This window comes from Mesorhizobium sp. M7A.F.Ce.TU.012.03.2.1 (assembly GCF_004006095.1).
Lineage (GTDB): Bacteria > Pseudomonadota > Alphaproteobacteria > Rhizobiales > Rhizobiaceae > Mesorhizobium.
Genome location: NZ_CP034779.1, coordinates 1,474,111 through 1,499,790, shown reverse-complemented (window position 1 = coordinate 1,499,790; position 25,680 = coordinate 1,474,111). Strand labels below are relative to the sequence as shown.

The 25,680-nt window shown below is 63.1% G+C and carries 25 protein-coding genes; 11 read left to right on the top strand and 14 right to left on the bottom strand.

The window, feature by feature from the left end; translation table 11 throughout:
* Window positions 1-134: 134 nt before the first annotated feature.
* The gene (holA, locus tag EJ079_RS07320; protein ID WP_127808593.1) at window positions 135-1,181 is read left to right on the top strand and encodes a DNA polymerase III subunit delta; all 1,047 of its coding nucleotides are present in this window, start codon (window positions 135-137) and stop codon (window positions 1,179-1,181) included.
* Window positions 1,182-1,433: 252 nt separating this feature from the next.
* Here holA and EJ079_RS07315 read toward each other — a convergent pair whose 3' ends face one another.
* From EJ079_RS07315 to mnmE, 5 genes are all read right to left on the bottom strand, one after another.
* Window positions 1,434-2,324, bottom strand: a complete 891-nt coding sequence (locus tag EJ079_RS07315; protein WP_127808591.1) for a ParB/RepB/Spo0J family partition protein — start codon at window positions 2,322-2,324, stop codon at window positions 1,434-1,436.
* A 69-nt stretch (window positions 2,325-2,393) separates the two neighbouring features.
* Window positions 2,394-3,194 (bottom strand): ParA family protein, encoded by an 801-nt coding sequence (locus EJ079_RS07310; RefSeq protein ID WP_081738757.1) that lies wholly within the window; start codon window positions 3,192-3,194, stop codon window positions 2,394-2,396.
* A 52-nt stretch (window positions 3,195-3,246) separates the two neighbouring features.
* Window positions 3,247-3,879 carry a 16S rRNA (guanine(527)-N(7))-methyltransferase RsmG gene (gene rsmG, locus EJ079_RS07305; protein WP_127322417.1) on the bottom strand — a complete coding sequence of 211 codons (633 nt, stop codon included), beginning with the start codon at window positions 3,877-3,879 and terminating at the stop codon, window positions 3,247-3,249.
* Window positions 3,876-5,756, bottom strand: a complete 1,881-nt coding sequence (mnmG, locus tag EJ079_RS07300; RefSeq protein WP_127808589.1) for a tRNA uridine-5-carboxymethylaminomethyl(34) synthesis enzyme MnmG — start codon at window positions 5,754-5,756, stop codon at window positions 3,876-3,878. The genes rsmG and mnmG overlap by 4 nt, the downstream gene beginning before the upstream one ends.
* A 474-nt stretch (window positions 5,757-6,230) precedes the next feature.
* Window positions 6,231-7,562 (bottom strand): tRNA uridine-5-carboxymethylaminomethyl(34) synthesis GTPase MnmE, encoded by a 1,332-nt coding sequence (mnmE, locus tag EJ079_RS07295; protein WP_127808587.1) that lies wholly within the window; start codon window positions 7,560-7,562, stop codon window positions 6,231-6,233.
* A 64-nt stretch (window positions 7,563-7,626) separates the two neighbouring features.
* Between mnmE and EJ079_RS07290 the strand changes: the two genes are divergently transcribed.
* Window positions 7,627-9,645 (top strand): thioredoxin domain-containing protein, encoded by a 2,019-nt coding sequence (locus tag EJ079_RS07290; protein WP_127808585.1) that lies wholly within the window; start codon window positions 7,627-7,629, stop codon window positions 9,643-9,645.
* Between the two features lie 241 nt (window positions 9,646-9,886).
* Here EJ079_RS07290 and rho read toward each other — a convergent pair whose 3' ends face one another.
* The 3 genes from rho to hemE all read right to left on the bottom strand — a co-directional run bounded on the left by rho (window position 9,887) and on the right by hemE (window position 12,950).
* The gene (gene rho / locus EJ079_RS07280; RefSeq protein WP_127268017.1) at window positions 9,887-11,152 is read right to left on the bottom strand and encodes a transcription termination factor Rho; all 1,266 of its coding nucleotides are present in this window, start codon (window positions 11,150-11,152) and stop codon (window positions 9,887-9,889) included.
* Between the two features lie 230 nt (window positions 11,153-11,382).
* The gene (gene hemJ, locus EJ079_RS07275; RefSeq protein ID WP_127808583.1) at window positions 11,383-11,919 is read right to left on the bottom strand and encodes a protoporphyrinogen oxidase HemJ; all 537 of its coding nucleotides are present in this window, start codon (window positions 11,917-11,919) and stop codon (window positions 11,383-11,385) included.
* Entirely contained in the window at window positions 11,919-12,950 is a 1,032-nt protein-coding gene (gene hemE / locus EJ079_RS07270) for a uroporphyrinogen decarboxylase (RefSeq protein WP_127808581.1), read from the bottom strand. Before hemE ends, hemJ begins: the two co-directional genes overlap by 1 nt.
* Before the next feature lie 405 nt (window positions 12,951-13,355).
* Between hemE and EJ079_RS07265 the strand changes: the two genes are divergently transcribed.
* The 5 genes from EJ079_RS07265 (at window position 13,356) to dnaQ (ending at window position 17,603) form a co-directional block, all read left to right on the top strand.
* Window positions 13,356-14,177: a pyruvate, water dikinase regulatory protein gene (locus EJ079_RS07265; protein ID WP_127320737.1), complete on the top strand. Its 822-nt coding sequence runs from the start codon at window positions 13,356-13,358 to the stop codon at window positions 14,175-14,177.
* Window positions 14,178-14,466: 289 nt separating this feature from the next.
* A complete protein-coding gene (locus tag EJ079_RS07255; protein ID WP_127808579.1) occupies window positions 14,467-15,066 on the top strand; it encodes a Maf-like protein in 600 nt (199 codons plus the stop codon).
* Entirely contained in the window at window positions 15,059-15,901 is an 843-nt protein-coding gene (locus tag EJ079_RS07250; protein ID WP_127808577.1) for a shikimate dehydrogenase, read from the top strand. Before EJ079_RS07255 ends, EJ079_RS07250 begins: the two co-directional genes overlap by 8 nt.
* Complete coding sequence (gene coaE, locus EJ079_RS07245) at window positions 15,898-16,497, top strand: dephospho-CoA kinase (protein WP_127808575.1); 600 nt, start codon at window positions 15,898-15,900, stop codon at window positions 16,495-16,497. The genes EJ079_RS07250 and coaE overlap by 4 nt, the downstream gene beginning before the upstream one ends.
* 404 nt (window positions 16,498-16,901) lie before the next feature.
* Window positions 16,902-17,603, top strand: a complete 702-nt coding sequence (dnaQ, locus tag EJ079_RS07235; RefSeq protein WP_127808571.1) for a DNA polymerase III subunit epsilon — start codon at window positions 16,902-16,904, stop codon at window positions 17,601-17,603.
* A gap of 124 nt (window positions 17,604-17,727) precedes the next feature.
* Here dnaQ and secB read toward each other — a convergent pair whose 3' ends face one another.
* Entirely contained in the window at window positions 17,728-18,225 is a 498-nt protein-coding gene (secB, locus tag EJ079_RS07230) for a protein-export chaperone SecB (RefSeq protein WP_023813420.1), read from the bottom strand.
* A 130-nt stretch (window positions 18,226-18,355) separates the two neighbouring features.
* Window positions 18,356-18,853, bottom strand: coding sequence for an FxsA family protein (locus EJ079_RS07225; RefSeq protein WP_127271639.1), 498 nt, complete (start codon window positions 18,851-18,853; stop codon window positions 18,356-18,358).
* Window positions 18,854-19,070: 217 nt separating this feature from the next.
* Here EJ079_RS07225 and EJ079_RS07220 point away from each other — a divergent pair, with 217 nt between their 5' ends.
* Genes EJ079_RS07220 through EJ079_RS07205 form a run of 4 tightly spaced genes read left to right on the top strand, consistent with a single transcriptional unit; the run spans window position 19,071 to window position 21,842 of the window.
* Complete coding sequence (locus EJ079_RS07220; protein ID WP_127808569.1) at window positions 19,071-19,778, top strand: Tim44/TimA family putative adaptor protein; 708 nt, start codon at window positions 19,071-19,073, stop codon at window positions 19,776-19,778.
* A gap of 24 nt (window positions 19,779-19,802) precedes the next feature.
* Entirely contained in the window at window positions 19,803-20,921 is a 1,119-nt protein-coding gene (locus EJ079_RS07215; RefSeq protein ID WP_127808567.1) for a murein transglycosylase A, read from the top strand.
* Window positions 20,918-21,448, top strand: a complete 531-nt coding sequence (locus tag EJ079_RS07210) for a Smr/MutS family protein (RefSeq protein WP_127399003.1) — start codon at window positions 20,918-20,920, stop codon at window positions 21,446-21,448. The genes EJ079_RS07215 and EJ079_RS07210 overlap by 4 nt, the downstream gene beginning before the upstream one ends.
* 25 nt (window positions 21,449-21,473) lie before the next feature.
* Window positions 21,474-21,842, top strand: coding sequence for a helix-turn-helix transcriptional regulator (locus EJ079_RS07205; RefSeq protein ID WP_027040326.1), 369 nt, complete (start codon window positions 21,474-21,476; stop codon window positions 21,840-21,842).
* A gap of 84 nt (window positions 21,843-21,926) precedes the next feature.
* Here EJ079_RS07205 and EJ079_RS07200 read toward each other — a convergent pair whose 3' ends face one another.
* From EJ079_RS07200 to EJ079_RS07170, 4 genes are all read right to left on the bottom strand, one after another.
* Window positions 21,927-22,163 (bottom strand): hypothetical protein, encoded by a 237-nt coding sequence (locus EJ079_RS07200; RefSeq protein ID WP_127268047.1) that lies wholly within the window; start codon window positions 22,161-22,163, stop codon window positions 21,927-21,929.
* A gap of 570 nt (window positions 22,164-22,733) precedes the next feature.
* Window positions 22,734-23,351: a transglutaminase-like cysteine peptidase gene (locus EJ079_RS07185; RefSeq protein ID WP_027040328.1), complete on the bottom strand. Its 618-nt coding sequence runs from the start codon at window positions 23,349-23,351 to the stop codon at window positions 22,734-22,736.
* A gap of 232 nt (window positions 23,352-23,583) precedes the next feature.
* Window positions 23,584-24,861, bottom strand: a complete 1,278-nt coding sequence (locus EJ079_RS07175) for a polyhydroxyalkanoate depolymerase (protein ID WP_127321403.1) — start codon at window positions 24,859-24,861, stop codon at window positions 23,584-23,586.
* A gap of 234 nt (window positions 24,862-25,095) precedes the next feature.
* Entirely contained in the window at window positions 25,096-25,452 is a 357-nt protein-coding gene (locus EJ079_RS07170; RefSeq protein ID WP_127397591.1) for a septal ring lytic transglycosylase RlpA family protein, read from the bottom strand.
* Between the last annotated feature and the right edge of the window lie 228 nt (window positions 25,453-25,680).

Genomic DNA, 25,680 nt, shown 5'->3' with positions numbered 1-25,680 from the left:
TCTTCTTTCGGCGCATAAAATGTCGCATCCAGTCGAACCGACCCCCTCTGGCCTGCCGGCCATCTCCCGCTCGAGGGGGGAGATCACGCACACCCCGGTTCACCCCACGCCCGCATCATGCTAACCAACCCGGCATGGCACAGAAGAAAGCTTACGAGGTCGACAGCTGGCTCGCGAAGCCGGACCAGCGCATTTCGATCGTCCTGCTTTACGGCCCCGATCGCGGCCTCGTCTCCGAGCGGGCGAAGGCGTTTGCCGGCAAGACCGGCCTGCCGCTCGACGATCCCTTCTCGGTGGTCAGGCTCGAGGGTTCGGAGGTCGACCGTGACGAGGGCCGGCTGCTCGACGAGGCCCGCACCGTGCCGATGTTTTCCGACCGGCGGCTGCTGTGGGTGCGCAATGCCAGCGGCCAGAAGGCATTGGCCGACGACGTCAAGGCGCTGACGGCGGAGCCCGCGCGGGATGCCATCATTCTCATCGAGGCCGGCGATCTCAAGAAGGGTGTCGGCCTGCGCGCCATCGTCGAGGCGGCCGACAACGCCATGGCGCTGCCTTGCTATGCCGATGAAGCGCGCGACATCGACGGCGTCATCGACGCCGAACTGGGCAAGGCCGGCATGTCGATGACCATGGAGGCGAGACAGGCGCTGCGCCGCAATCTCGGCGGCGACCGGTTGGCCTCGCGCGGCGAGATCGAGAAGCTCGTGCTCTACGCCCATGGCCAGAGCGAGATCGGGCTGGAGGAGGTCAAGGCGATGTCGGGCGACGTCTCCGGCGCGTCTTTTGACGACGCGGTCGACGCGCTCCTCGAAGGTAAGATCGGCGACTTCGACACCGCCTTCACTCGCCATTGCCAGTCCGGCGGCCAGCCTTTCCTGGTGCTGTCCTCGGCGATGCGGCAGTTGCAGCAGATCCAGATCATGCGCGGCCAGATGGAGTCCGGCAACCGCAACGCCGCCTCGGTCGTCGCCGCCGCCCGGCCACCGGTGTTTTTCTCCAGGCGCAAGCTGGTCGAGAAGGCACTGGAGCGCTGGAGCACCGACGCGCTCGGCCGCGCGTTGACCCGGCTGCAGACGGCGGTGTTGCAGACACGACGGCGGCCGGACCTTTCCGTGGCGCTGGCACGGCAGGCATTGCTGGGGATTGCGGTGGAAAGCAGCAGGCTGGCGCAGCGCGCCTGATCTCCCCCTCGAGGGGGAGATGTCGCCGAAGGCGACAGAGGGGGTCGTTGCGCGTGGAGCGCTGGCCTCCTCTTCGTTTCCACAAGGGCGCCGGCGCTTGGTGTGAGGCGACCCCCTCTGGCCTGCCGGCCATCTCCCCCTCAAGGAGGGAGATTAGCGGCGTCGCCGATTTCGCCAATCATCATCGCTGAAAAAGAGAAGGGCTGGCAATCGCCAGCCCATGCTCAATTCAGAAGATAATTCGCCGGCTAATTATCGTTCCTGCTTCAGCCGCCTGCACAACTCATCGAGCTGCTCCAGCGAGCGATAGGCTACCCGAAGCGTGCCGCCTCTGCCCTTGTGATCCACCGACACGATCATGCCGATCGTATCGGTCAACAGTTTTTCCAGCGCCAGCGTGTCGGCGTCCTTTTCGTCAGGACTTGGCGCCGGCCTGGCTTCCCTGGCGCTGCTGGTGCCGGCCGGCATCTGCGCCAGCGCTTCGGCCTGGCGCACCGAAAGTCCTTCTTCGACGATGCGCTTGGCAAGGCCGGCCGGATCTTCCGCTGTCACCAGCGTGCGGGCATGACCCGCCGACAGCGCGCCGTCGACCAGCATGTCGCGAATCACGTCCGGCAGCTTCAAGAGCCTGAGCGTATTGGCGACATGGCTGCGGCTTTTGCCGATCACCTGGCCGAGATCGGCCTGGGTGTAGCCGTGCTCGTCGATCAGCTGCTGATAGCCGAGCGCTTCCTCGACCGCGTTGAGATCGGTGCGCTGGACGTTCTCGATGATCGCCAGTTCGAGTGCGGTGCGATCGTTGACCTCACGGATGATGACCGGGATCTCGGACAGCCCGGCGCGCTGCGCTGCACGCCAGCGCCGCTCGCCGGCGATGATCTCGTAGCGTCCGGCCTGTGTCGGCGAAGGCCGCGCCACCACCGGCTGGACGACGCCGTGTTCGCGGATCGACTGGGCGAGGTCGGTCAGCTCGGCGTCGCCGAAATGCCGGCGCGGATTCTTCGGATTGGGGGTCAGGAACTCGATCGGCACCTTGCCGTCGGCGCTCATGCCAGGTTTTTCAGGCGCTACTGGGCGATCGATCTCGCCGATCAGCGCCGCCAGCCCACGCCCAAGTCTCTTTCTCGAAAGATCTTCGCTCATCTTTATTCCAGTTGGCTATTCCAAATCGTTTCGGTATCGAATCGGCTCTTAACTATGCATCCGGCCTCATCAAGCGGCGCGTAACTTGCGCTCGCGGCGGATCACTTCCGACGCCAGTTGCAGATAGGCCTGGCTGCCCGAGCACTTCAAATCGTAGAGGATCGCCGGCTTGCCGTAGGACGGCGCCTCGGACACCCGCACATTGCGCGGGATGATGGTCTCGTAGACCTTGTCGCCCATATGCGCCCGCACATCCTGCACGACCTGGTTGGCGAGATTGTTGCGGCCGTCATACATGGTCAGCACGATGCCCTGGATGGTGAGATCCGGATTGATCGAGCGGCGCACCTGCTCGACCGTCTCCAGCAACTGGCTGAGACCTTCTAGCGCGAAAAACTCGCATTGCAGCGGCACAAGAACAGAATCGGCTGCAGCCATTGAATTCAAGGTCAAAAGGTTGAGCGATGGCGGGCAGTCGATCAGCACATAGCCGAACGGTGCGCCGCGCTCGGTGGCGGCGCGCAGCGCGTTGCGCAGCTTGAGCACCCGGTCGGGCGCGGAGGCGATCTCCATTTCGATGCCGAGCAGATCGAGCGTCGACGGCACGATCGACAGGCCCGGCACGGCTGTGGGGATGGCCGCGGCTTCCAGCTCCAGCTCGCCGGTCAACACGTCATAGGACGACACCGTCCGGTCCTTGCGGTCGATGCCCAGACCGGTGCTGGCATTTCCCTGCGGATCGAGATCGACGATCAGCACCTTTTCGCCGATCGCAGCCAGCGCGGTCGCCAGATTGATGGCAGTCGTCGTCTTGCCGACACCGCCCTTCTGGTTGGCTACGGTGATGATTCGGGGGCCATTCTTCATCATGGGTTTATGCCAGAAATTCATTTTGGGCGCCAAATCGCCTGTCAGTGACGGATCAGACAGGTCGCAGGTTGGACAATTCCAGGATGACGCCGCCAACGTCGGTCACACTTGGATGTTCTACCAGATCGAAGGACCATCGGTGAACGCTTTCTTGCACTTCGGTGCGGTAATCCCGGCCTTTGTGGAACAGGCCGCGCGCGCCCGAAATCAGCCAGGGCGCCGACAGGTCCAGCAAGGTCGAAAGCGGAGCCAGCGCCCGCGCCGTGACGATTTGCGGCGTCGAAACCAGCGCATGGCTGTCATCGATGCGGCGCGCCACGACCCGCGCCGGCAGGCTGAACTGGCCGACGACGGTCTGCAGGAAGGATGCCTTTTTGCGATTGCTTTCAACCAGATCGATGCTGGCGCCGTCGCGTTCGGCCAGCAGGAACGCCATCACAAGGCCTGGAAATCCACCGCCCGAGCCGAGATCCACCCAGCGTGTGGCAACGGGTTCTATGCGCCCGAGTTGGGCGCTGTCCAGGATATGGCGCTGCCAGACATCGCCCGACGTCGACTGCGCCACCAGATTGATGCTGCGGTTCCATTTCTGGAACATCTGCTCGAACGCCACCAACCGATCGAATGTTTCACGTGAAACCGGGCCTGCCGCATCCTGCAGGCTCTCCAGGGAAAAAGAACTCACGCAACATCCTTTTGTGGGCGCTGGGCGCTCTCCGCGTGACGGACATGCGCGACGATGATCGCCAGCGCCGCCGGCGTCATGCCTTCCATGCGCTGGGCATCGGCGATGGAGCGCGGCCGCCGCGCCTGCATCTTCTGCTTCAGCTCGTTCGACAGACCCGGCACTCCGGCGAAATCGACCGTCTCGGGGATCAGCCGGCTCTCCTCATGCCGGATCTGCGCCAAGTCGGTCTTCTGGCGGTCGAGATAGACAGAATACTTCGCTTCCGTCTCGAGGCGCTCCGCCGTCTTGCCGTCGATCGCCGCAAAGCGCGGATCGACGCCGGCCAGCCAAGCGACATCGACGTCGGGATAGGACAGCAATTCATAGCCGGACCGGCGCACGCCATCCCGGTTGATGTCCAGCCCGTGCCGCGCCGCCTCATTCGGCGTCATGGCGAGCGACTTCGCCAAATCCCGCGCCTCATCCAGGCTTTGCATGACCTGCCCGTAGCGCTGCATGCGCTGTGCCGAGGCGATGCCCAGTTTCGCAGCCAGAGGCGTCAGTCGCTCATCGGCATTGTCGGCACGCAGCGATAGCCGGAACTCGGCCCGTGACGTGAACATCCGGTAGGGTTCGCTGATGCCGCGGCTGGTCAAATCGTCGACCATCACGCCAATATAGGCTTCGGTGCGGCTGAGCACGATCTGCTCGCTGCCCGCCGCCCGCCGCGCCGCATTGAGGCCTGCGAGCAAGCCTTGCCCGGCCGCTTCCTCATAGCCGGTCGTGCCGTTGATCTGACCGGCGAGGAAGAGACCACCGATGCGCTTCGTCTCCAGCGTCTGATGCAGTTCGCGCGGATCGACATGATCATACTCGATGGCATAGCCGGGCTGCAGCATGATTGCGCGCTCCAGCCCCGGAATGGTTTTCAATATATCGAGCTGCACATCTTCGGGCAACGAGGTGGAAATCCCATTGGGATAGACGGTATCATCGTCCAGCCCTTCCGGCTCCAGAAAGATCTGGTGCCCGTCCCTATCGCCGAACTTGACGATCTTGTCCTCGATCGACGGGCAATAACGCGGCCCGACGCCCTCGATCGAGCCGGAATACATGGCCGACCGGCCAAGATTGGCGCGGATCAACTCATGCGTGGCCGTGGTCGTACGGGTGATGCCGCACTCGATCTGCGGCGTGGTGATGCGGTCGGTCATCAGCGAGAACGGCACCGGATTCTCATCCGCGGCCTGGCTTTCCAGCGACGCCCAGTCGATGGTCCGGCCGTCGAGCCGTGGCGGCGTGCCGGTCTTCAGCCGTCCAAGCTTGAAGCCCGCGCGGTCCATCGTCGCCGAGAGCCCAAGGCTGGCCTGCTCGTTCATGCGGCCGGCGACAATCTTCTTCTCGCCAATATGAATGAGGCCGCGCAGAAAAGTCCCGGTCGTCAGGACGACCGCACCACAGCCAAGCCGCCTGCCGTCGGCCAGGAGAACAGCCGTGATCCGCCCATCGGCGATCTCAAAATCCAGCACCTCGCCTTCGACCACGTCGAGATCGTTCTGCTGCCGAATCACTTCCTGCATGGCAAGACGATAAAGCTTCCGGTCGGCCTGCGTACGAGGGCCGCGCACGGCGGGACCCTTGCGGCGGTTGAGCAGGCGGAATTGAATGCCGGCCGCATCCGCCACGCGCCCCATCAGCCCGTCCATGGCATCGATCTCGCGCACCAGGTGGCCCTTGCCGAGCCCGCCGATCGCCGGATTGCAGGACATGACCCCGATCGTATCAAAGCGCAGCGTCACCAGTGCGGTCTTGGCACCAGCGCGCGCGGCAGCGCTGGCCGCCTCGCAACCCGCGTGACCGCCGCCCACCACAACCACATCATAGTGATTGGTCATCACAAACTTCCCAGACTCGAATGATTGAGGGACACATGTCCCCGCGAGGCTTGGCTGTCAAGAAAACTCCGCGAGTCGTTTCACGTGAAACAGCCGTGCACCGCCATCACGTGTGTTTCACGTGAGTCATCGGGGCACCGATGTTTCACGTGAGTCGCACCTTGCCGCTGCTCGAAGGTCTTACCCAAACGTTCGCAACATTCGTCATCCTAGGGCAAATCAGGAGCGAAGCGACGTCGCGGAGACCCTAGGATTCCATGCCGTGATCTTGGCCAAAGAGTACAGCGGATCAGAATTCTGCATCGTGGCGCGCGCTCAGAAGTCGCGGCATGGATCCTCGGGTCTGCGCCGCGTCGCTACGTTCCTTGCTCCGCCCGGGGATGACGAAGCGATGGGGCGTTCCGCAAACGGTCCATCAAAATCTCTGCATCGACAAACTGAGTCATTTTACGAGAGCGCATCGTTTCACGTGAGTCATTTCCCAATGCAGAACTGTGAGAAAATCACGTCCAGCATGTCCTCGACGTCAATGGCGCCGACAATACGGCCCAGACGATCTGCTGCAAGCCGCAACTCCTCGGCGCGCAATTCCTGCCCGACAGTCTGGCCGTCGGTTGCGCGACGCAGGTGGCTATTCGCTGCGCCGAGCAATTCGACGTGGCGCAGGCGCGACGGCAGGACATCGCCGACGCTGCCGGCTGCATCCGCTGCCCGCCGGCCGATTTTCCCCAGCAGTTCCTCGACGCCCGTCCCGTTCTTTACCGAAATGACAAGGTCGTAATCCTTCGTCGCGTCACTCGCCGCGCGGTCTTCCAGCAGATCGAGCTTGGTGCCGACGCGCACGGTCGGCGCCACAGTCGGCAGCTCGCCGACATCTCTTGGGTTCGCGATGTCCTGCAGCAAGAGCAAGAGATCGGCGCCATGCGCCTTGGCCCTGGCCTTCTCGATGCCGATCGCCTCGACCTTCCCCGGCGCATCGCGCAGCCCGGCCGTATCTGTAAGCCGGACCCGCAGCCCCTGGAGATCAAGTGTCACTTCAAGCAGATCCCGCGTCGTGCCGGGTTCATCCGTTACTATAGCGGCATCCCGCCGCGCCAGGGCGTTGAACAGACTCGACTTACCGGCGTTGGGCGCGCCAAGGATAACGACCTCGAAGCCGTCGCGAATGATCTCGGCGGCGCGAAATCCGGCAATGTGCCGGTCGATCTCGCCGATCATAGTTTTGACATCGGACCAAACCGTATCCGAAACGGAACCGGGGACATCGTCCTCATCGGCAAAATCGATCTCGGCCTCGATCATGGCGCGGGCGTTGATCAGTCGGCGGCGCCAGCCGAGATAGAGTTCGCTGAGAACGCCTTCGGCATTTTGAACGGCAAAACGCCGCTGCGCCTCCGTCTCGGCATTGACGAGGTCCGCCAGCGCCTCGGTCTCGACCAGGTCGACCTTGCCGTTGAGAAAGGCGCGGCGCGTGAATTCGCCCGGTTCCGCGTGCCTGATGCCGTCGAAACCAGTAATCGTCTCCAGGATCCTGGCCACCACGGCGCGTCCGCCATGAACGTGGAATTCCGCCACATCCTCGCCCGTAAAACTGGCCGGTCCGGGAAAGAAGATGACCAAGCCATTATCGAGCACGGTTCCATCGGGCGCTGTAAATCTGCGCAAGACCGCGACGCGGTCTTTAACCATACCCCCGGCAATCGTTTCGACTACGAATCGAGTCTGTGGGCCGGAAATACGGATGACGGCGACGCCGGCCGGGAGCCGGCCGCTCGACAGCGCTACGATGGAATCGCCTGAAATCATTTGCCCGCTCTACCGAACCGCCCTAGCTTTACGCCCATCAGCCAATCGCACCCGAGTTTGCCCAGTGACGCTGCCCACGCAAAACCTGCTTGCTGAACAAGCCAGCCCCTATTTGCAGCAGCACAGCGGCAATCCCGTCCACTGGCGGGCCTGGTCGCCGGCTTCGCTCGAAGAGGCCAAGGCGCTGGACAGGCCGATCCTGCTCTCGGTCGGCTATGCCGCCTGCCACTGGTGCCACGTCATGGCGCATGAAAGCTTCGAGGACGATGGTGTCGCCGCCGTCATGAACCGTCTGTTCGTCAATATCAAGGTCGACCGCGAGGAGCGCCCCGACATCGACCAGATCTATATGGCGGCGCTGTCCTCGATGGGCGAGCAGGGTGGCTGGCCACTGACCATGTTCCTGACGCCGGACGGCAAGCCGTTCTGGGGCGGCACCTACTTTCCGCGCGAGCCACGCTACGGCCGCCCCGGTTTCATCCAGGTAATGGAGGCGGTGGACAAGGCCTGGCGCGAGAAGCGGGCGAGCCTCAACCAGAGCGCCGACGGCCTGACCACACATGTCGAAGCCCGGCTCGCCGGCTCGCACGCGAAAACAGGGCTCGATCGCGACACGCTGGCTGAGCTTGCCAAGGGCATAGACGGCATGATTGACCGCGATCTGGGCGGCTTGCGTGGCGCGCCGAAATTCCCCAATGCGCCGTTCATGCAAACGCTGTGGCTGTCCTGGCTGCGCGACGGCAACGCCAGCCATCGCGACGACGTCCTCAACAGCCTCGAACAGATGCTCAGCGGCGGCATCTACGACCATATCGCCGGCGGGCTCAGCCGTTACTCGACCGACGCCGAATGGCTGGTGCCGCATTTCGAAAAGATGCTTTACGACAATGCCCAGCTGATCCGCTTCTGCAGCTGGGCCTATGCCGCAAGCGGCAACGAGTTGTTCCGGGTCCGAATCGAAGAGACGATCGAGTGGCTGCTGCGCGAAATGCGCGTCGACGGCGGTGCTTTTGCCGCCAGTCTCGACGCCGACAGCGACGGCGAGGAAGGGCTGTTCTACACCTGGAGCCGAGAAGAGATAGAAGCCGCCCTCGGCGACGATTCCGCTTTGTTTTTCAAGGACTTCATCCTCTCCAGCCCGCACGGTTGGGAAGGCAAGCCGGTCGTCCACCAAACCCTGTCCCAACAATCGCACTATGTGATCGATCGCGAACAGATCGGCCCGCTCAAGGCGAAACTCCTCACCGTGCGGGAACAGCGGGTCAGGCCCGGTCTTGACGCAAAGACCCTCACCGACTGGAACGGCCAGATGATCGCAGCGCTTGCAGAGGCCGGCCGGTCGCTGGCGCGGCCCGACTGGATCGACGCGGCGGCAAAGGCCTTTGCCCACATCAGCACCGCCGGCCGCGACGGCCGTCTGCCGCATTCGATGCTCGGCGCCAGAAAACTATTCCCTGCTTTGTCCAGCGACTATGCCGCCATGGCCAACGCAGCGATCTCGCTGTTCGAGGCCACTGGGAATTGGAGCTATGTCGACCAGGCCGGCCAGTTTATCGAGCAGCTCGACCATTGGTACGCCGATACCGAAAAGACAGGTTATTACCTGACCGCCTCGGACAGCACCGACGTGCCGATCCGCATCCGCGGCGATGTCGACGAGGCCATTCCCTCCGCCACCGGCCAGATCATCGAGGCACTGGTCCGGCTGGCCTCCGTCACCGGCAATCTCGACCTGCAGGAAAGGGCCTGGCAAGTTGCCGAGCACGCCGCCGGCCGCGCGGCGCACCAGGCCTATGGCCAGGCCGGCATCGTCAACGCCTGCGCGCTGGCGATCGAGCCACTCAAACTGGTCATCGTCGATGCGCTTGACGATCCAAAGCTCGTTCCGATTGCGAATCGAAGTCCGGACCCCCGCCGCGTCGACGTTGTCGTGCCGATCGGTACGGGTACGAATCGACCCTTGCTGCCTGGCGGAATCCTGCCGCCGACCAACGAGGCGGGTGCATGGTTGTGTACTGGGCAGGTGTGTTTGCCGGTCGTGACGGATGCTGAAGAGTTGGAACGATTGTTGCGAGGGCTATAAGGGCAACGCTGCTCGATCAGCCCAAAATTGCGGCGCTGGCGCCGCCCCTCATTGCCCTGCCGGGCATTTCTCCCGTATAGGGACGGGGAGAAAGACGCCGTCATGGACGGTTTCGCCAATTTTCAAACGAGCGCCGAGGGTGCGGCCATCTCCCTTCTCCCCGTCACTATACGGGGAGAAGGTGCCGGCAGGCGGATGAGGGGCAGCGCAAGCAGTTGCCCGTTGGCCCTCGCCAGTCCTCTTACGTGTTCATCGAATCGAAGAAATCCGCATTGGTCTTGGTCTGCTTGAGCTTGTCGATCAGGAACTCGATTGCGTCGGTGGTTCCCATCGGCGCCAGGATGCGGCGCAGCACGAAGATCTTCTGCAGATCCTGCTTGGAAACCAGCAGGTCTTCCTTGCGGGTGCCGGACTTCAAGATGTCCATGGCCGGATAGATGCGCTTGTCGGCCACCTTGCGGTCGAGCTGGATTTCGCAGTTGCCGGTGCCCTTGAACTCTTCGAAGATGACTTCGTCCATGCGGCTGCCGGTATCGATCAGCGCGGTGGCGATGATGGTCAGCGAACCGCCTTCCTCGATGTTGCGGGCGGCGCCGAAGAAGCGCTTCGGCCGCTGCAGCGCGTTGGCGTCGACACCGCCGGTCAGCACCTTGCCGGATGACGGCACGACGGTGTTGTAGGCGCGGCCGAGGCGGGTGATCGAATCGAGCAGGATGACGACGTCGCGGCCATGCTCGACCAGGCGCTTGGCCTTCTCGATGACCATTTCGGCGACCTGCACGTGGCGCACCGCCGGCTCGTCGAAGGTCGAGGAGATCACCTCGCCCTTCACCGAGCGCTGCATGTCGGTCACTTCTTCCGGCCGCTCGTCGATCAGCAGCACGATTAGATAGCATTCCGGATGGTTGGCGGTGATCGAGTGGGCGATGTTCTGCATCAGAACCGTCTTGCCGGTACGCGGCTGCGCGTTGATCAGAGCGCGCTGTCCCTTGCCGATCGGCGCGACCAGGTCGATCACACGCGGCGAGATGTCCTTGGTGGTCGCATTCTCGATCTCCATCTTCAGCCGCTTGGTCGGATAGAGCGGCGTCAGATTGTCGAAGTGGATCTTGTGGCGGATCTTTTCGGGATCGTCGAAATTGATGGTGTTGACCTTCAGCAGCGCGAAATAGCGCTCGCCCTCTTTCGGGCTGCGGATCGGCCCTTCGACCGTATCGCCGGTCTTCAGCGAAAAGCGCCGGATCTGCGACGGCGAAATATAGATGTCGTCGGGACCTGGCAGATAATTGGCATTGGCGGAGCGCAGGAAGCCGAAACCGTCCTGCAGCACCTCGACCACGCCATCACCGATGATCTCGATCTCCTGGGCGGCCAGCTTCTTCAGGATCGCAAACATCAGCTCCTGCTTGCGCATGACGCTGGCGTTTTCGACCTCGAGCGATTCGGCATAAGCGATCAGCTCTGGCGGTTTCTTGTTCTTGAACTCGGCGAGTTTCATTTCTTGCATAGACGGACCTTGAATAGATGGAGTCTGGGTAGGCTTTGGGAAAATATCGGCGGGATGCGACAAATGCCGGGCGCGGCCGAAAACAATGAGGGGCGGCGCATGACGGGAAGGAAGACCCGTCTTTTATCGTCGGTCGGGTGAAAGAGCAAGCTGCGTTTTGCGTGACCTATGAAGGCTTGAAACGCATCACTGCCCGTCGTTGTCTCCTGGCCGTTTTTGAGCAGCATGCATCAGAACGGCTTGACCACCACCAGGATGACGATTGCGATCATCAGCAATGTGGGGATCTCGTTGACCATCCGCCAGTGCCTGGCCGGTTTTTCATTGCGGTCCTCGGCGAATTTGCGCACCGCGCCGGCCAGATATCCGTGAACGGCGGACAGCAAAAGCACCGCACCGATCTTGGCATGCAGCCAGCCGCCCTGGAAACCAAAACCCTTCCAGGCGAGCCACAGGCCGAACACCCAGGTGACGATCATCGCCGGGTTGATGATGCCGCGCAGCAGGCGCCGCTCCATCACCTTGAAGGTCTCCGATTGCACCGAGCCCTTCTCGGCATCGGCATGATAGACCAGCAGCCGCGGCAGATAGAGCATGCCCGCCATCCATGAGATGACGGCGAGGATATGGATCGCCTTTGCCCAGAGATAGAAGCTGTCGGGTGCCGCGAAATACAAAAGCGCGGTGAGAACGACCAGCACCGCGATACCTGATATCATCCGCATCATCGCCTGACCGGTGCTGTTCGCGTTTTTCATCTCAGCCATCAGCGTGTCGCGCTCCGCACCTGACTCACCATCGCCTCGACATGGGCGATCGGCGTCTCCGGCGTGATGCCGTGACCGAGATTGAAGATCAGCGGCCCGTCTCCCAGCGCCCTCAGGATCGCCTCGACGCCATCCGACAGCGCCTTGCCGCCAGCCACGAGCCGCAAGGGATCGAGATTGCCCTGAACCGCACCCGAGCGCTGCAATTCCTTCGCTGCGATCAGGGGTACCGTCCAGTCGATCCCCAGCGCCGTCACGCCGGTCTTCTGTCGATATGTCCGGTAGCGCGAACCGGCACCCTTGGGAAAACCGATGATCGGAACATCGGGATGAACCGCCCGCACCCGGCCAACGATCTCGGCCATCGGCTGAACGCAGAACAGGTCGAAACTCTCATCGTCCAGCACGCCGGACCAGGAATCGAATATCTGCACCACATCCGCACCCGCCTCGATCTGGCGGATGAGATAGGCGGCCGAATGTTCGGCAAGCACCTTCAGCAATCGTTGAAAGGCCACCGGTTCGCGATAGGCAAAAAGCCGCGCCGGCGCCTGGTCGGGCGTGCCATGACCGGCGATCATGTAGGTCGCCACCGTCCACGGCGCGCCGCAGAAGCCGATCAGGGTTGTCTCTTCGGGCAGTTTGGCCCGCAACCGGCGAACCGTCTCATAGACCGGTTCGAGATTCACGTGAAACACCTTGCCTTCCAGAGCCAAAATCTCCGGCGCGGTGATCGGCGTCAGCAGCGGCCCTCTGCCCTCTTCAAAGCGAACGTCACGGCCAAGCGCATGCGGAACGACAAGGATATCGGAAAACAGGATCGAGGCATCGAAACCAAAACGCTCGATCGGCTGCAAGGTCACTTCGACCGCAAGGTCGGGATCGTAGCAGAGGTCCAGGAACGAGCCTGCTCGCCTGCGTGTCTCCCGATACTCCGGCAGATAGCGTCCGGCCTGACGCATCATCCAGAGCGGAGGCGGAAAATGAGCCTTGCCCTTCAGGACATCCAGCATGATCCGGTTCTGGGGCATCGGGCGCTCGCTTCTCCCAGCCTCTTCTATAATCAAAGATTCTTATATCTAAGATTCTTCTGATTCTAAGAGTCTGTTGGTTCTGGTGGTTGTCACCTGTCCCGCTTTGCCCCGGAAAACACCAGCCAACATATTGTCGCGTGCTTCTTTTTCCCAGATGTAGGGTTCTGGGGATGGCTCGGAATCGATCAATCGAGTCAAAGCGTTAGGCATTGCGGTGAAAGGCGGGTCCTGTGGACGGACCGTAGTCGAAAAAAGCCGCCCCCAAACTTGTCCCCAATCGCCCGACGAAGCTGACAGCGCATCGAATTGTGGACAAACTGCCATCTGATACAGTCGCCTCCGACAGGCCAGTCTTTTCATCCCGCTTTATCCACAGAAGCCCACAGCCCCAGGTGACCCCCTGTGAACAAACCCCAGAGCTTCTTCCACCTGCACCTGATTTCCGACGCGACCGGCGAAACGCTGCTCGCCGCCGGCCGGGCGGCTTCGGCGCAGTACAAGGATGCGCGCGCCATCGAGCATATCTATCCGCTTATCCGCACCGAAAAGCAGGTGGCGAAGGTGTTCGAGGACATCGAGGAGGAACCGGGCATCATCCTCTATACGGTCGTCGACCAGAAGCTGGCGCGCGGCATCGACGAGCGCTGCGCGGCCATGGGCCTGCCCTGTGTATCGGTGCTGGAGCCGGTGCTGACCGTGTTCCAGTCCTATCTCGGCACCCCGGCCGGCCGCCGCGTCGGCGCCCAGCATGTCCTCGACGCCGAGTATTTCCGCCGCATCGACGCGCTCAATTTCACCATGGACCATGATGACGGCCAGTTGCCGCTCAACATGGACGATGCCGATGTGGTGCTGATCGGCATTTCTCGCACGTCGAAGACGCCGACCAGCATCTATCTCGCCAATCGCGGCATCAAGACCGCCAACATCCCGATCGTGCTCGGCGTGCCGGTGCCGGAAAGCCTGGTTGCCGCCAGCAAGCCGCTGATCGTCGGGCTGATCGCCACCGCCGAGCGCATCTCGCATGTCCGGCAAAATCGCATCCTCGGCAACAGCGGCTCGTATGAGGCATCGGATTATGTCGACCGCGCCGCAATCGGCGAGGAGCTCGCCTATGCCCGCAAGATCTGCACGCGCCATGGCTGGCCGATGATCGACGTCAGCCGCCGCTCGATCGAGGAAACGGCGGCGGCCATCGTTGCCCTGCGGGGGAAGAATAGATAGATGAGCGAGGAGTGCGTTTTCCGAGTCTTCCCTGGCGGAAATTCGGCGCCGCCCCTCACCTGCCTGCCGGCATCCTCTCCCCGTATAGTGACGGGGAGAGGGGCGCTGTCATTGATGGTTTCGCCAATCGCGACTGTGGCTGGAAACAGCGCCAGCGCTGAAGCTGCCCCTTTCTCCCCGTCTCTATACGGGGAGAAATGTCCGGCAGGACAATGAGGGGCAGCGCCAACCTTACAGGACTAGAGCTGATCATACTCCAACCGCGCCTGTGTCTGCGCCCGAGTGCAAAATGACCGAAAAACTCATCCTCGCTTCCGGCAGTCCGTTCCGAAAGGCGATGCTGGTCAATGCCGGCGTCGACGTCGAGGCGGTGCCGGCCGATGTCGACGAGCGTGCGCTCGAGGCGCCTTTGCAGGACAGCGGTGTCTCACCCGAGGACGTCGCCCTGGTGCTGGCCGAGGCCAAGGCAACCGAAGTCAGCGAGCGCAGGCCGGGTGCCCTGGTGCTGGGCTGCGACCAGACGCTGTCGCTCGGCGACGAGGTGTTCCACAAGCCGGCCGATAGGGAAGGCGCACGCCGTCATCTGCTGGCGCTGTCGGGCAGGACCCATCAGCTCAACAGCGCCGCGGTGCTGGTCCGCGACGGCGAGGTTTTGTGGCGCCATGTCGGCATCGCCTCGATGACCATGCGCAAGCTCGACCCGGCCTTCATCGGCCGCCATCTCGCCCGCGTCGGCGCCAAGGCGCTGGGGAGCGTCGGCGCTTATCAGATCGAAGGCGAAGGCATTCAATTGTTCGAGAAAATCGAAGGCGATCATTTCACCATTGTCGGCTTGCCGCTTCTGCCGCTGCTCGCCGAACTGCGCACGCTGGGAGCGATCGATGGCTGAGGCGTCAAAGAAGGCCTTCGTGTCGGGCCATCCGGTCAAGCATTCGCGCTCGCCGAAGATCCATGGCCACTGGCTGGCCAAACATGGCATCGACGGAAGCTACCAGGCCATCGATGTCGCGCCGCAGGATTTTGCCGAGTTCGTGAACACGTTGCAGGCAAACAATTACCGCGGCGGCAACATCACCATCCCGCACAAGGAAGCGGCCTTCGCATTGGCCGAACGCCGCGACCAGGCGGCGCAGGAAATCGGCGCCGTCAACACGCTGTGGTTCGAGGACGGCGTCCTGTGGGCCGGCAACACCGACGGTCACGGCTTTGCCGCCAACCTCGACGATCATGCACCGGGCTGGGCAAGCAAGGGTTCGGCGGTGGTGCTCGGCGCCGGCGGCGCGTCGCGCGCCGTCATCCATGCGCTGAAGGAGCGCGGCGTTGCCGACATCCGCATCGTCAACCGCACTCTGGCCCGGGCTATAGAACTGCGCGATCGTTTCGGCGCCGGCGTGTCGGCGCATGGCATGGCGGCGACCGATGAACTGCTCAGCGATGCCGGCCTGCTGGTCAACACCACCGCGCTCGGCATGCATGGCAATGAAGGCCTGTCGGCCGATCCTGCCCGGCTGCCCGACCATGCCATCGTCACTGACATCGTCTATGTGCCGCTGGAGACGCCGCTGCTCGCGGCCGCCCGTGGGCGAAATCTGAAGGCGGTCGACGGCCTTGGCATGCTGCTGCATCAGGCCGTGCCCGGCTTCGAGCGCTGGTTCGGCGTCAGGCCGCGGGTGACGGCCGAACTCCGGGCGCTAATCGTCGCCGATCTGGTGCCGAAGCCATGATCGTGCTCGGCCTCACCGGCTCCATCGGCATGGGCAAGTCGACTACGGCCAGGATGTTCGCTGACGCCGGCGTGCCGGTCCATGATTCCGACGAGACGGTGCATCGCCTCTATGCCGGCAAGGCAGCCCCGTTGGTCGAGGCCGCCTTTCCCGGCACCACATCTGCCGGGGTGGTCGACCGGGCAAAGCTTGGCGCGCGTGTGCTCGGTGACGCCGCCGCGCTGAAGCGGCTCGAGGCGATCATCCATCCGCTGGTGCGCGCCGACGCCGATGCCTTTCTGGCCAGGCATCGTGGATCAGGCGCGCCGATCGCCGTCCTCGATTTCCCCCTGCTGTTCGAAACCGGCGGCCGCAACCGCGTCGACAAAGTCGTTGTCGTCACTGCGCCGGCCGAGACCCAGCGCGCCCGCGTGCTGGCGCGGCCTGGCATGACGGAGGAAAAGCTGGCGTCGATCCTGGCCAAGCAGGTGCCGGATGCGGAAAAGCGGCGTCAGGCCGATTTCATCGTCGACACCGGCCAGGGGCTGGACGCCGCGCGCGCGGCGGTCAATGCGATCATCAGGCAGCTGATAGGAGTCGGCAAACCAGGCCGCTGACACTGGCTGATGTCGGCGCCGCCCCTCATCTGCCTGCCGGTGTCCAGCCGATAGATGGGTAACAGTTTGAACCGGATAGATAGGTAACAGTTTTCCCCCTTATGATGGGTTCGCGGCAGCGCCAAGCGGTTGGGTTTCTCGCCAAACCATCGCCTCTCGCCAAACCATCGCCGGTCCTCCCGGCGGACAAGAAAACTGTCACCCATCTAATCAGTCCATTCTGTTACCTATCTATCCGGTTCGGACACCGGCACCTTCTCCCCGTCACTATACGGGGAGAAGTGCCCGGCAGGGCGATGAGGGGCAGCGCAAACCTGTGGCGATTGTCCTAGGCAACGCCGTTTCTCATTGCCATTTTGTTCCGTTGTATGAATCTGCTCCCTTGGAGCGGAGCGACTGATTCGATGCGTGAGATCATCTTCGACACGGAAACCACCGGCCTCGATTCGCGCGACGACCGCGTCATCGAGCTTGGCGGCGTCGAGCTGGTCAACCGCTTTCCGACCGGCAGGACCTTCCACCACTACATCAACCCGCAAGGCCGCGCGATCCACGCCGAGGCACAGGCCGTGCACGGCATCAGCGCGGCGGATCTCGCGGGCAAGCCAACCTTTGCCGAGATTGTGCAGGAGTGGCTGGACTTCACCGACGGCGCCAAGCTGGTCGCCCACAACGCCACTTTCGATGTCGGCTTCCTCAACGTCGAATTCGGCCGGCTTGGTCACCCGGTCATAGACAATGGTTTTGTCGTCGACACGCTGGCGCTGGCGCGCCGCAAGCACCCGATGGGCCCCAATTCGCTCGATGCGCTCTGCCGGCGCTACGGCATCGACAACACCAAGCGCACCAAGCACGGCGCCCTGCTCGATTCCGAATTGCTGGCCGAGGTCTATATCGAGCTGATCGGCGGCAAGCAGGCGGCCCTCATCCTCGACAGCGCCACCGCGCCGGCGCAAGGCGAGAATGTCCGCCAGATCGAAATCATCATCAGCCAGCGCCCGGCACCCCTGCCGCCGCGTGTCACCGAAGCCGAACGCGCCCTGCACGCCGGCATGGTCGGGACGCTTGGCGAAAAGGCGCTGTGGCTGAAGGTTGCGGTTGGCTGAGCAAGACGGAACAATGTCGTTCCGCAGCGATCCTTCACACCTCCCTCTGTCCTGCCAGCGTTTCCAAAACAAAAAACCCGGCGCGAGGCCGGGTTTTCAACAATTCGTGGCAGCCGAGCTCAGCTCAGCTCACCTTGACCTTTGACGCCTCGTCCTCGGCCAGCTTCTGCTGGAACATCTGGGCGAAGTCGATGGGGTCGAGCATCAGCGGCGGGAAGCCGCCATTGCGGGTTGCCTCGGCGATGATCTGGCGGGCGAACGGGAACAAAAGGCGCGGGCATTCGATGAACAGGATCGGCAGCATGTGCTCCTGCGGAAAACCTGCAATGGCGAACACACCGCCATAGACCAGCTCGACATTGAACAGCACTTCCTGGTCGAAGGACGCCTTGGCGTTCAGCGTCAGATTGACGTCGAATTGCTTGTCGGAGAGCGGGTTGGCGTTGACGTTGACGTTGATGGCGATGCCCGGCGCCTTGTCGCGGCCGCGCAGCGAATTGGGCGCGCCGGGGCTTTCGAAGGACAGGTCCTTCACATATTGCGCCAGAACGTTGAGCGACGGCTGCGCCGCATTGCCGTTTCCGTTGGCTGCGCCGACCGGCGCGTCATCTTTGCTGGCCATTAGCCTTGTCCTCTTGCCTGGGCAGCGTCGCTGACCGAATTGAAATCGGGCGTTCGCTACCATGGCGGGGATGACAAGACAAGGTTTGCCGCCTTGCTTCCGGGCTGCGGGATGGAGATGGGACGGCGCCCTAATCGTCCTTCAGGCGGCGCCACGGCGAGTTGTGATCCGGTCCGCGCTTCAGATCGTCCTCGCGCGAATAGTCGCCGTCTTCGAGGTCGATGACCCTGTCGCGCCGGCCACGAAAACCGCCGGTCGAGAAATCGGTGGCGACGACAATGCGGCCCTTGAACCGGCTCCAGGCAAAATCGCGCAATGGCGGCAGGAACAGCAGCAGGCCGATGATGTCTGATATGAAGCCGGGGATGATCAGGAGGATCGCCGCAACCACGATCATGGCGCCGTGCGCAAGGTGGCGGCTGGGGTTCTGGCCGGCGGCCATCTCGGTGCGGATGCGGGCCATCACACCAAAGCCCTGGTATCGGAGCAAAAGCACGCCGGCGATGCTTGAGGCCAGCACGAGGCCGACCGTCGCCAGCGCGCCGACCTCGCGGCCGACGATGACGAAACCGGCGATTTCCAGCAGCGGAAGCGCGAGGAGAAAGAAGGGAAGCAGCGAAATGCGCAAGTCTTGCCAACCTTTTTCGATTGTTATGATCGTTTCGATTGTTTTGGCCGCCAGCGAGCAATCGCCGCTGGCACTGAGGCTGTTAGATAGGTATGCCTGCCTTTGATTTGAATGATTGCGCCTTGCGTTCTATATGCTTTGAATGTTGAACGCTATGCGACCGTGGCCATTGGGCCTGACGGTCCGGCCACAGGGCAGGGATTGATTGGCGGAAGATATGGGATTCTTCGACTTCGGCACGATTTTCTTCCTGATTGCGGCGGTGGTCATCTTTTTCCAGCTGCGCAATGTGCTGGGCCGCCGCACCGGCAGCGAACGGCCGCCCTTCGATCCCTATTCGGCGGCTCGCACCGGCGACAAGGATGCCGCCCAGAAATCCGAAAACGTCGTCTCGCTGCCGCGCAAGCGCGCGCCAGGCGAGCCGGCTCCAGACACCTATGCCGCGATCGACGCTTTCGCCAAGCCCGATACCGACCTCAACAAGGGCCTGCGCAGCATCAAGGACAATGATCTGTCCTTCGAGCCGAAGGGTTTCGTCGACGGCGCCAAGATGGCTTACGAGATGATCGTCATGGCCTATGCCGACGGCGATCGAAAAACGCTGAAGAACCTGTTGTCGCGCGAGGTCTATGACGGTTTTGTCGCCGCCATCGGCGATCGCGAGGCCAAGGCGGAAAAGATCCAGTCCTCCTTCGTCGGCATCGACAAGGCCGACATCGTCTCGGCCGAGATGAAGGGCGGCGAGGCGCATGTCACGCTGCGCATCATCAGCGAGCTGATTTCCGCGACCCGCGACAAGGCAGGCGCGGTCATCGACGGCGACCCGGAAACCGTCGCCGAGGTCAAGGATGTCTGGACCTTCGCGCGCGACACGCGCTCGCGCGATCCGAACTGGAAGCTCGTCGCCACCGAGGAAGAAGACTAGTTCGAAACACGCGGCGAGGCTCCGGTGTCGCTATCGCCTCTTTTTGTCGAGAAAGCCTTCGGCGACCTGCCCGGCTGGGACGATGACGACCATCTGGCGGCCTTCGCTGCCTTTCGCCGCTCGGCCTTCCATGTCCTGACCAAACCCTATCGCAGCGGTGCGCTCGGCGTCGACTTCCACGCTTTTGCCGATGCCTACGCGGAGGCGCGGACCGTTTCGCCGGCGAATCGGTCGCCGACCCGCGGGGAAGCCCGCGCCTTCTTCGAGCGTCATTTTGCCCCGGCGCTTATCCCTGCCGAAAATGCCGGCGCCGGGCTCGTCACCGGTTTCTATGAACCGCAAGTCGAGGCCTCACCGGTGCGCACGGACCGATTTTCGGTGCCGTTGCTGTCGCGCCCGGCCGATCTCGTCGATATCGACGACGGAAACCGGCCGCCCGGCCTGGATCCCTACCTCGCTTTCGCGCGCCAGACGCCGAACGGGCCGGTCGAGTATCCCGACCGTGGCGAGATCGAGCGCGGCGCGCTCGACGGCAAGGGCCTGGAAATCGCCTGGCTGGCCGACAAGGTCGATGCCTTCTTCATTCACGTGCAAGGTGCCGCACGCCTCGCCATGACCGACGGCCGGCTTGTCCGCGTCACCTATGCTGCCAAATCCGGCCAGCGCTTCACCGGGCCCGGCAAGATCCTGAGCGAGATTGGCGAGATCCCGCTGGCGGAGGTGACGATGCAGTCGATCCGCGCCTGGTTCAAGGCGCATCCGGACCGCGTCGACGAGATCCTGCGTCAGAACCGCTCCTACATCTTCTTTCGCGAGGCCGATGTCGAGGACGCGGCCCTTGGCCCGATCGCCGCCGCCAAGGTGCCGCTGACGCCGGGCCGCTCGATCGCCGTCGACCGCCTGCTGCATACATTCGGCACGCCCTTTTACATCGACGCGCCGACGCTCACTGCCTTCGACGCAAAACCGTTCCGCCGCCTGATGATCGCGCAGGACACCGGCTCGGCCATCACCGGACCGGCGCGGGGCGACCTGTTCGCCGGTTCGGGCGATGCCGCGGGCGAGATCGCCGGCGTGGTCCGCAATGCCGCGGATTTTTATGCGCTGGTGCCGCGCGCGCTCGTTGCGGGTGCGGTCCGATGACCCGGCGCCCGGACAAGCTCAGCGAGGACGACCGGGTTCTGTGGAACCTGGTGGCGCGCACGGCCAAGCCGCTGAAGGGCAAATTTGCCGTCGACGTCCCCGACATTGCCGCCGAGGCCAGGCCAAATCAGCCGCAGCCGGCGCTGGCCTCTGCCAACGCCGCAGGGACCGCAAAGCCGAAGGCTCAGCAAGTCACGCACCGCCTCGACGAGCCGACGCTGGACAAATTGTCGAAAGGCCGGCTGCCGATCGAGGGCCGTGTCGACCTGCACGGCATGACCCAGGACGAGGCTTATTCGCTGCTGTTTTCGTTCCTGCACCGGGCGCATGCCGGCGGCGTCCGCTATGTCCTGGTCATCACCGGCAAGGGCTCGTCCTCCGGCGGCGATGGCGTGTTGCGTCGCGCGGTACCGGCCTGGCTGTCGACGCCCGCCTTCCGGCCGCTCGTCTCCAGCCACGACCATGCCGCCCGCAACCATGGCGGTTCGGGTGCGCTCTATATCCGCCTGCGGCGGGCGCGCCTGTGAGGAGTTCTATCATGAGGGCGGGGACATGACCCCGTTCGGAGAGAAGCTGCGCACGCTACGAGGCGAACGCGGTGTCCGCCAGAAGGACATGGCGGCGGCGATCGGCGTCAGCGCCGCCTACCTGTCGGCGCTCGAACATGGCAGGCGCGGTGCCCCGACCTGGACGCTGATCCAGAAGATCATCGGCTATTTCAACATCATCTGGGACGATGCCGAGGAACTGGCGCGGCTGGCCGAGGCCTCGCACCCGCGTGTAAAACTCGACACGTCGGGTCTTTCCCCCGCTGCCACCGAGCTTGCCAATCTGCTGGCCGAAAACATCGAGAAACTCGACGAGGCCGAGCTTCGCCGCATCACTGCATCGATCCGCGCGGCGTTGAACCAGCGGCCGTAGCCGACGATCCGAGCGTGATGCAGGTTCGCCTGCCTCAGCAGGAAACTGCCCGCCGGCGGACCGCCAGCGGGCACAGTGGTGAGATCATTTCTTGCCGGCCGTGCCGCCATTTCCGCCCCGGCCGTGATCGCCATTGCCGCCATGGCCATTGTTTCCACCCCCCAGGCAGCCCGACGCCCCGGCATCACCGCAACAGCGGCCGGCCCAGAGGTCGTTGAGGTTGGTTTTGGAACAGCTGGTGGTCTGCTCGGCCATGGCGGATCCGGCCATGCTCGACACCGCGAGAGCGGCAAGAAGGGTGTTTCGCAGAAAAGCAGTCATCTGAAGTCTCCATGGTTGGTTTCGGTTACGGCTGTGTGTCGCAGGCCGGAGCGAAATGGTTCACGGAGAAATGCGAGATTATTAGAGGATGCGCGCGGCGCCGGGCCACGAGCGAGACGCTGGCGGGACAGCGCCCCCCTCTGCCCTGCCGGGCATCTCCCCCTCGTGGGCAGGGCTATCGGATATGGAACTCCTGAGATGTCTGCTTGGCACGGACCCCCACCCCTAACCCCTCCCCACAAGGGGGAGGGAGACTCCGGTCGGCGCTGACAACGGCAAACTGCCAATGTTTCAGACGCCAAAAGGATTGGATTGGAGTGCGCGGCAGCGTTCCCTCCCCCTTGTGGGGAGGGTTAGGGTGGGGTCCTTCTTCGCAAGAACCCATATGCGATAGCCCTGCCCGCAAGGGGGGAGATGGCGGCTTCGCGCCGGATCGCCTCTTCAACATTATTCAACGCAGGAAATTGGCGAAAGCGAAGGTAACATCCGATCTTCCCCCTTGAGGGGGAGATGTCCGGCAGGACAGAGGGGGGGCCAAGGATCGCCGATGCCGCCCTGTTCGCGCAGAAGCTACTGAACCGCGCCGACCAGAACCTGCTGGCCACCGCGGATCGAGACCCAGCGGCCGGTGTTGTCGATCGCCTGCCGCTTGAGGAAGCGGTAACCGGTCGCGTCCCATGGTTTGACCTTGTCGGTCAGATTGTCGAGCACATAGTCGCCCTCGTCGGTGCGCACCGTCAGCACGGCGTGGCCCTCGCCGTCGGGCTTGCGCACGACGGTGATCAGCAGATCGGCAAGCGAGATGCTCATGCGTGAAAGCTGGCGCCGCTTTTCCAGCACATAGTCCTCGCAATCGCCGACGCCCTTGTCGGGATAGGCCCAGACCTCGTCCTTGCCATAGATGTCCATGTCGCTCATCGGCTTGACGGCGGCATTGACCCTGGCGGTGACATTGAGGAGCTTGCGCATCAGCCCGTCGCTCATCGGAGCCGGCGCCAGATTGGTCGGTCGGATCGAGCACTCGCCCGGATGCAGCTTGCAGAAATCATAGTGGCCGATCGGCTGCGAGGTGAGCCCCCCGGTCGCCATCGCTCCACCCGCCAAAGCCGGTGCCACCCAGCCTGCCGTCACTGCCAGCCCGGCCGCCACATACACGCGCAGCCGTTGCGCCATCGATGAGGAAATCATTGTCCCCGCTCACCCTTTGTTATTAACGAAAGGTTAAGGGGGATTTACAGTCCGTGTCAATTACGACGACGATCGGATTGTCGGCATGGTTACCCGAGGGGCTGGACAGCGGCACTTGTGCAACAGAATCGGCCAGCCAGCCGGCTTTTACCGGTCAATCTCACGGTTTGTCGCCGTTAAGCTTGGTTCTATGCAGGTCATCGTCCAAAATCCGCAATTTGGGCGACTTGCATTATCTCTTGGCGGCGCGGACCAGCTTCGGTTTCACCGCGACACGCTCCTGGCGGCCATAGCTGGTGATGAAGTCGACGATGCGCGGCACGATTTCGGAACGGAAGCGCGAACCGTTGAACACGCCGTAATGGCCAACCGCCGGCTGCATGTAGTGGGCATGCCGCTCAGCCGGGATATTGGGGCACAGATCATGCGCCGCCTTGGTCTGGCCAAGGCCCGATATGTCGTCGTTCTCGCCTTCGACCGTGAACAGCGCGACGTTGCGGATCGCCGACGGATCGATCCTGGTGCCGCGATGCGTCATCTCGCCCTTGGGCAAGGCCTGGCGCACGAAGACGGTATCGACGGTCTGCAGATAAAACTCCGCCGTCAGGTCCATGACAGCAAGGTACTCGTCGTAGAAATCGCGGTGCTTCTCGGCATTGTCGCCATCATGCTTCACCAGATGCATGAAGAAGTCCTTGTGGGCGATGATGTGGCGGTCGAGATTCATGCTCATGAAGCCGGACAGCTGCAGGAAACCGGGATAGACCTCGCGGCCGAAGCCCGGCACCGGCCAGGGCGCATGCATAACGACATTGTCGCGGAACCAGTCGATGCCCTTTTCCTGCGCCAGCAGATTGACCGCAGTCGGATTGCTGCGGGTGTCGATCGGGCCGCCCATCAAGGTCATGGTCGAGGGCACGAAGGGGTCGCCCTTCGTTTCCATCAGCGCCACGGCGGCCAGCACCGGCACCGAAGGCTGGCACACCGCCATCACATGCGTGTCCGGCCCCAGCGTGTGCAGCATGTCGATGACGTAATCAATGTAGTCGTCGAGATCGAATTGGCCGTCGGCAAGCGGCACCATGCGGGCATCGACCCAGTCGGTGATGTGCACGTCGGCATAGGGCAGCATCGCTTCCACCGTGCCGCGCAGCAGCGTCGCATAATGGCCCGACATCGGCGCCACGATCAGAAGCTTCGGATCGGGCTTGCGCCCGGCGGGCACGGCACGCTCGAAGCGGACGAGATTGCAGAACGGCTTCGACCAGACGGTCTTCTCGGCGACCTCGACGCTCTTCCAGTCGACCACGGTCTTGCTCAGGCCGAAGGCCGGCTTGCCGTAGCGGCGCGTGGTGCGCTCGAACAGTTCGGCCGTCGCCGCGATCGAACGGCCCCATTGCGTGTGGGAAAACGGATTGAGCGGATTGGAATAGAACATCCGCACCGCGTCGGCATAGAGGCGCGCGGGCTGCAAGGCGGCGTGGTTCATTTCATAGAGCTGGTAGAACATCGAGAACCCCGCTGCTGCCTGCGACCGAAGGGACGACGAGCAGCGCCGAGCCCTAGATGTCTCGCGGGGAAGTTAACAACTAATTGCTGCGATGCAATACGTCACGCTGCGTGACCAATGCATCTTTGGTTCAAGGCCATGGAAATCGGGGCCGAACGGCGCCAGCCGGCTCAGTGTGCGGCTGCGAAATGTGTAGGTAATGTGTCCGGCCCCTCTTGCCGGACACAGGCAGCTCTAGACGCGCGCCATGCACACGGAAGTGTGGCCCGAGCCGATGAAGCCGAGCTGGCCGGCGGCACCCTTCGACAGGTCGAGCACGCGCCCCTTGATGAACGGACCGCGATCGTTGATGCGCACGACGACGCTGCGGCCGTTGTTCTTGTTGGTCACCTTGAGCTTGGTGCCGAAAGGCAAGGTGCGATGCGCGGCGGTCAGCGCCGACGGGTTCATGCGCTCGCCCGAGGCGGTCTTGGAGTGCAGGGCATACCACGAGGCGCGGCCGCACTGGGCGGCGGTCGCCGAAGAAGCGCCGACCATCAGGCCAGCAGCGATCGTTACCGCGACAAGCGCGGTCTGTTTTGGGTTCTTCATATTTGGGGGATGGCTCCGTTTTTGACAGACCCCAGCCGTTAGGTGCCAAATAAGGCGCGAAATGCGGCAGTGATCTGGCGGTTCCGTGGCAATGGCACACGTTTGGAGTCGCTGGGTAACAGTCTGTCAGGGATTTTCCGGCACGCGATGGTCAATCAATGATGATCTTTGTGCTGCGGTCAGACGTCCGTTTGACAAGATCGAACATTAATATCCAAGTAGAGACCG

Coding starts and splice junctions, on each gene's coding strand:
- holA (WP_127808593.1), top strand. CDS start 135: ATGGCACAGAAGAAAGCTTACGAGGTCGACAGCTGGCTCGCGAAGCCG.
- EJ079_RS07315 (WP_127808591.1), bottom strand. CDS start 2,324: ATGAGCGAAGATCTTTCGAGAAAGAGACTTGGGCGTGGGCTGGCGGCG.
- EJ079_RS07310 (WP_081738757.1), bottom strand. CDS start 3,194: ATGATGAAGAATGGCCCCCGAATCATCACCGTAGCCAACCAGAAGGGC.
- mnmG (WP_127808589.1), bottom strand. CDS start 5,756: ATGACCAATCACTATGATGTGGTTGTGGTGGGCGGCGGTCACGCGGGT.
- mnmE (WP_127808587.1), bottom strand. CDS start 7,562: ATGATTTCAGGCGATTCCATCGTAGCGCTGTCGAGCGGCCGGCTCCCG.
- rho (WP_127268017.1), bottom strand. CDS start 11,152: ATGCAAGAAATGAAACTCGCCGAGTTCAAGAACAAGAAACCGCCAGAG.
- hemJ (WP_127808583.1), bottom strand. CDS start 11,919: ATGGCTGAGATGAAAAACGCGAACAGCACCGGTCAGGCGATGATGCGG.
- hemE (WP_127808581.1), bottom strand. CDS start 12,950: ATGCCCCAGAACCGGATCATGCTGGATGTCCTGAAGGGCAAGGCTCAT.
- EJ079_RS07255 (WP_127808579.1), top strand. CDS start 14,467: ATGACCGAAAAACTCATCCTCGCTTCCGGCAGTCCGTTCCGAAAGGCG.
- EJ079_RS07250 (WP_127808577.1), top strand. CDS start 15,059: ATGGCTGAGGCGTCAAAGAAGGCCTTCGTGTCGGGCCATCCGGTCAAG.
- coaE (WP_127808575.1), top strand. CDS start 15,898: ATGATCGTGCTCGGCCTCACCGGCTCCATCGGCATGGGCAAGTCGACT.
- dnaQ (WP_127808571.1), top strand. CDS start 16,902: ATGCGTGAGATCATCTTCGACACGGAAACCACCGGCCTCGATTCGCGC.
- secB (WP_023813420.1), bottom strand. CDS start 18,225: ATGGCCAGCAAAGATGACGCGCCGGTCGGCGCAGCCAACGGAAACGGC.
- EJ079_RS07220 (WP_127808569.1), top strand. CDS start 19,071: ATGGGATTCTTCGACTTCGGCACGATTTTCTTCCTGATTGCGGCGGTG.
- EJ079_RS07210 (WP_127399003.1), top strand. CDS start 20,918: ATGACCCGGCGCCCGGACAAGCTCAGCGAGGACGACCGGGTTCTGTGG.
- EJ079_RS07205 (WP_027040326.1), top strand. CDS start 21,474: ATGACCCCGTTCGGAGAGAAGCTGCGCACGCTACGAGGCGAACGCGGT.
- EJ079_RS07200 (WP_127268047.1), bottom strand. CDS start 22,163: ATGACTGCTTTTCTGCGAAACACCCTTCTTGCCGCTCTCGCGGTGTCG.
- EJ079_RS07185 (WP_027040328.1), bottom strand. CDS start 23,351: ATGATTTCCTCATCGATGGCGCAACGGCTGCGCGTGTATGTGGCGGCC.
- EJ079_RS07175 (WP_127321403.1), bottom strand. CDS start 24,861: ATGTTCTACCAGCTCTATGAAATGAACCACGCCGCCTTGCAGCCCGCG.
- EJ079_RS07170 (WP_127397591.1), bottom strand. CDS start 25,452: ATGAAGAACCCAAAACAGACCGCGCTTGTCGCGGTAACGATCGCTGCT.